Annotated in this window: 5 protein-coding genes; 3 read left to right on the top strand and 2 right to left on the bottom strand. The window is 60.4% G+C overall.

Going from position 1 to position 5027, the window contains the following annotated elements:
* The coding region (locus tag ACTHLF_RS21480; RefSeq protein ID WP_440330311.1) for an AAA family ATPase at positions 1 to 1198 on the top strand (1198 nt) is incomplete at its 5' end.
* A gap of 112 nt (positions 1199 to 1310) precedes the next feature.
* On the opposite strand, the gene ACTHLF_RS21475 is transcribed toward ACTHLF_RS21480, so the two are convergent.
* Positions 1311 to 1799 (bottom strand): hypothetical protein, encoded by a 489-nt coding sequence (locus tag ACTHLF_RS21475; protein WP_440330309.1) that lies wholly within the window; start codon positions 1797 to 1799, stop codon positions 1311 to 1313.
* 98 nt (positions 1800 to 1897) lie between these two features.
* Here ACTHLF_RS21475 and ACTHLF_RS21470 point away from each other — a divergent pair, with 98 nt between their 5' ends.
* Together ACTHLF_RS21470 and ACTHLF_RS21465 are read left to right on the top strand one after the other, a co-directional pair.
* Entirely contained in the window at positions 1898 to 2374 is a 477-nt protein-coding gene (locus ACTHLF_RS21470; protein ID WP_440330307.1) for a hypothetical protein, read from the top strand.
* A gap of 850 nt (positions 2375 to 3224) precedes the next feature.
* Entirely contained in the window at positions 3225 to 3485 is a 261-nt protein-coding gene (locus tag ACTHLF_RS21465) for a hypothetical protein (protein ID WP_440330305.1), read from the top strand.
* Positions 3486 to 3962: 477 nt separating this feature from the next.
* On the opposite strand, the gene ACTHLF_RS21460 is transcribed toward ACTHLF_RS21465, so the two are convergent.
* Positions 3963 to 5027: zonular occludens toxin domain-containing protein (locus ACTHLF_RS21460; RefSeq protein ID WP_440330303.1), on the bottom strand; the 1065-nt coding region annotated here is incomplete at its 5' end.

Below are 5027 nucleotides of genomic sequence, written 5' to 3'. Positions count from 1 at the left end.
CTCCGACCTGCTGGGTGATGACCTCGTTGCTCGCCTTTCACCGGCCTGGGACGACTCGGTCGTCGATCTGGTGGACGCGCGCGTGGCGGCACTGGGCGACCGCATTGTTGCACGGCAGGGACAAGCGGGCATCTCCACGTCCAAGGGAGACACCGTCCACGAGATCACTGGCCGCATCAGCGCGCTGCAGGCATCACTTAGCCAGGATGAAACGCTTCGTAAGCGGCTCCTCGACCTCCAGAAGCAAATTCGGGCGCGGGAGCTCCTTGAGCAGCGCCTGACAAAGGAAATTGAAGAACTTGACGCGGACACAAATCGCTTGCTGAAGCAGCGTGAAGCGGAGCGAGATGCCGCCTACGTGGATTATTTCGGGGCGCTGACCGACGATCTTGGCGGGCTGCAAGACCTCTATGCGCCGATGCGCGAGCAGATCGAGACGCTTGGGACCGAGGTCAAGTTCGAGGTATCGGCCGGATATCGGGTTGACTATCGCCCGTGGCTCGAACGCGCATTTCGTTTCTTTGACGGGCGTAAGCCGGCATCGGCGCAGAAGCGCGATGAGCTCGAACGCTATATCGCCGAAGTACTTTCTCCCGCGTGGGAGACGGGGGACGGCACCGTCATCCAAGCGGCGATAAGCGAATTTCAAGCGCGCGTGAATCCGTCGGAGTTTCTTCGCAGCATTGCCACCCCGAGCGTCAAGATGGTGGATCTTCTCGATTGGATTTATTCCACCGATCACGTCGAGACGTCCTACCGCATACGGTATGGCGGAACGTCCCTGGAGCACCTATCACCAGGTTCACGAGGTATAGCGCTTTTGGTTCTTTACCTTCTCCTGGATGAAGACGACAAGCGCCCGCTTATCATCGATCAGCCCGAGGGCAACCTGGATAACGCGTCCATTTACGGCCAGCTCGTACCTTACGTTCGAAGGGCAAAACAGCAACGCCAGATAATCCTTGTCACCCACAACCCAAATCTCGTCGTTGCCACCGACGCCGAGCAGATCATCGTTGCCACCGCCGGACGCCTCGATAGTCAGGCGTATCCACAAATTACCTACAGGTCTGGCTCGCTCGAGCATGCGGAGGCGAGCGACGGAGGCTTTTCCACGCGCCAGGCAGTGTGTTCGCTCCTTGAGGGAGGCGATCGGGCATTCAAGGAGCGAGAGGGGCGATACGCGATCAAATCGTAATCCTGCGCCCGCTCATCCCCACAACTCGCGCCAGCGTCGGTCGACCGCTGCGAGGGCGGGGCTCATCGCGATACCACACCACGGTCGCCGCTTGGCTCGGAATTACCGTGCGCTACCAGGCACTGTTAGGGTCAAAGGTTGCCTCTTCACGAGCAAGCTCGATCACCGCATCAGGCGCGGTCTTGAAGCGCTCGGAGGCAGCCCTACCGTCTTCGTTCGGCCCGAATCCCAGTGCCGCATCGCTTAGGCGAGCGCTGCAGCCGTAGAGCCAAAACGCGCGCGCCCAGCCCCCACGATCTGTCGTCGGATCAAGCCCCGGGATGCCACTCAAGGCATCGAATAGCTGTTCCAGCCTGGGATGTACACCCTCATGATCGAACTGAAAGGAAGGGAAAACAAAGTCGGCGTCGCGCTGTGACCACACCGCCAGAATTCTTCCGCGCTTATGCTCCTCAAGGAGCCAAGCACGTGCCTGGTCAGCTTGACGCTTCAACAGCGGGGCCAGCTCGGCAACAGACGGCCAGTCCAGGTCGAGGAGTTCGTCCCGTAGCTGCAGGGTGGCTTTTCTGGCAGCGAGTAGCGGGTCACGATCAAGTGTCATCGATACAGTCTCCTGCGGTGGGCGCACGGTACCTTCGGCACACGCGTTTAGCGTAAGCTTCCGGCATCCAGATAGCGGCGGCAAGTTGAGGCTGGTCGATGTCAAAGGAGTACATCCTCGAACAATCATTAAGCCCATCCGAGGCGGTGGCGCGTCTCAACATCAGTGTGGACGAGTTGGAGCGCCGGCGCGCGCAAGGATCGCTCCTGACACTTTGGGTGAAGACATCGAATGCCTGGGTATACCCGGCGTTCCAGTTTGCGCCCGGGGTTAGCGCATACGGCTTGCAGCTCCTGCTCTCCATCCTGGCGTCGCGCGTCGGTTTTTCACCTACGGATGATAGGGGAGGCTGGGCCCGGGCCTTTTGGCTATTCCAGCCGAGGGAGGAGCTGTCTCTGCAGGCCCGCGCTTCAAAAGGCTATGGCCCTATGGACCCGGTCACGGTCCTGATGTTGGTTCGGGACATTTCATCGGCGGCCCGCGCGCCAGCGGACGCGTTCGCCGACGACCCCGTCGCTGTCATTAACCTTGCAGAGGCGCTGCACGCGGACAACTCCGAGACGCCCGCCGCGTAGGAAGCTTGAAGCGCTAATGACTCGGTCCAATCTTGATGAACAGAGGCGGAAACAGGCTATTAATGTCGTTGTTGGTTTGAACCCGAGCCGATCCTGCATTTCGACGGGCCCCAAATCGTCGATGGCGCCGGCACAATGTTTTTGGCGGTTAGCAGAAGCTGGCCCAAACGTATCCGTCATTGAAATTGCCGGTACCGAAATGTTGGAGGATTTGGCTCAGACTTTCGGAAGATTCGGCCTAAGAAATTACACGGCATCCACGGTCCACGGCGCGTATATGTGCTGAAGCTACGCCCATGTGGCGAAAAATCAATGCCAGGGGTGCGGGACTGTTATCTGCGCGACGGTCATTAGTGAACAGTCGCAGGCGCTAGACTCGGCTTACTAGTGCACCCATGCGAAGTACGGGTGTGAAGTAGTCTTTTAGATCGCCGCGCCGTACGTAATTGTCGATCTTGGAAAGGTGGCGCGTGAATTGACGCATCAACTGAATGTAACCGTCGACGCCGATCGCGGCGTGCGCATGTAATAGTCGATATTGTCCGCCAAGAAAAGCCGAGGCGGGCGACCGAAAGGCGAGCTAACCGTCGACGTCAGGGTCGAACCGTTAGATGCTGGTTAATCGCCGATCTTAATGGGGCAAAACGTCGACTTTTAGTTCGGCAACCTCCAGGGCTCGGGTCGGGGCGAAATAGGGCCGCGGGACTGGGGGCAAGCCTCGTACACATACGTACGCATGTGCGCATAATGTAGATTATGTCAACTCGCCGCCGAGGCATTTCCGGCAGGCTTCGCAAGGCGTTTACCCGCGTGCTGGGCACGATTTTCGGCCCACCTGCAGGAAGCGACCATGCAACAGCGCACGTGGCACATTGACGGCAAAGACCTCGTCCACCCTAGCGGCCGCCGAATCTCCCTTTCCGCCATCGAAGACTGGGCGCTGGCCGCATGGGGCGACCAGCAACACATCATCACCAACTCGTGGTCCGGGTGGCGCGTGTGCCACGAATTCCTCATCCCTCCCGGCCGGTCCATGCGCAAGGGATCTATCAGCCTACGCGCCATGAGTGAAATCGCCCAGGACATCTGGAAGGAACGAAAGCAGGTTTAGCTGGCACAGGTCTCGCGAAACGGAGAACCCCCGGCGCTAGCACGGGGGCTTTCTTTTGTCAAAAAACGTCTGCAGTAGAGCGTATTCGCGGGGCTACGCCCCACACCCCTACGGACCCGTAGCAGAGACCGCGTAGCTCCCGCCAAACTCGGAACAAGCAACCCTACCCGGCCACGGCTCGATCACGTGGCCCGACGTCCTGTACACCACGCCAGCGACACAGCGTGCCCTATGCGCGCCGATGGCCTCGAACGCCGCAGCCTCATTAGCCGTCATGGACACGTGCTTCGGCGGGCTGGACACACCGGGAGACGGTCGAATAGCGACGGGAGCGGTAGCCGAACCACCTCGATTGCCATCAGACCTTGCTAGAACCATATAGAGCGGGATCGACGCCACCACAAGCAGAATGGCGAAAAGGTACTGCGTTGATGGCCTCATGCCGACTTACCCCCTTGATGAGCGGCCATCCTACCATCAGCGCATTCCGCCATTCCCAAGCTCGTGCGGAATCGAGGCAACCGGCGATGACCCACCCGAAGGCATGAGAACAGGGACCGACGGAAGCGCCGACGCGACGGCAGGGGACGGCGCAACCGGCGCCGACATTTCCGGCGTAGACGGCCGATCACCCTGGCGACGATCCGACGTCTCTCGAGGACGCTCCGGCTTGAACGGATCGTAGGCCGGGCCGTTCTTCGCCACCGACAAGCAGATATCCAGCGCCATCGTGTACCTGGTGCCCTGCTCCGTGATGCAGTGGCAATCGCTGTCGTCACCCTTCGCGATGCAATACACCTGCGGGTGAGCCGTGACCTGCTGCCCGTCGTACAACGGAGCGCTCCACGGCTGGGAGGGAATGCGCGGCATCTGCGCCTCAACGTACTCAGCGGCGGTCTTCCACTTAGGCCCCTTCACTTCCCCACCCTCGCGGCGAGGCGACGAGAGCGCGGCCGGCGCGTCTGCAGACGCCGATCCGGACACGAGAGAACCGTTCTTCACCTGCATGAAGAACCACGCGACGATGGCCACGGCGACGACGATCAAACCGAGAGCGATCTTCTTGCCGTGCTGAGCGATGCGCTCACGCCACGACAGCTTGATCTTCTTCGTGTGCTTTTCCGCGGAATCGTAGAACGCGTAGAGGTTCTGCGGGTACTTCCATTCCTCGAAATCGGCGGTCGCACGGAACGAAGGGTCCTGCACATCCTCGCGGACCTCGCGGGCCTCCCAGCGCAGAGCGGAATGCTCCGTGTAGGCCACCATGTGGATATGCCGGTTGACGAGCTTGCGGATATTCGCGTGGATCAAGCCCGGGTGCTGGGTAATCAGCACGATGTCGATACCATCGTGCCGATGCGTCTCCATCTCGATAACGGCCTCATCGACGCCGCCGCCCCTGGACGCACGCCAATACCGCTGGGCCTCATCGACCACAATGAGCGAGCCCTTTTCGCAGACCTTGTGCCAGTTCAGCACGTCGTCCTTGTCAAGCTCCAACACGCCGGGAAGCTTGAGTCCGCGAATGTTCGCCGCGTAGAT

The organism is Luteibacter sp., assembly GCF_051958795.1.
Classification (GTDB): Bacteria; Pseudomonadota; Gammaproteobacteria; order Xanthomonadales; family Rhodanobacteraceae; genus Luteibacter.
The sequence above is the reverse complement of the archived record's forward strand: the minus strand, read 5'-3'. Positions and strand labels throughout refer to the sequence as shown.

Bases quoted from the DNA above. Each gene is read 5' to 3' on its own strand.
- ACTHLF_RS21475 (WP_440330309.1), bottom strand. From the start codon at position 1,799: ATGACACTTGATCGTGACCCGCTACTCGCTGCCAGAAAAGCCACCCTG.
- ACTHLF_RS21470 (WP_440330307.1), top strand. From the start codon at position 1,898: ATGTCAAAGGAGTACATCCTCGAACAATCATTAAGCCCATCCGAGGCG.
- ACTHLF_RS21465 (WP_440330305.1), top strand. From the start codon at position 3,225: ATGCAACAGCGCACGTGGCACATTGACGGCAAAGACCTCGTCCACCCT.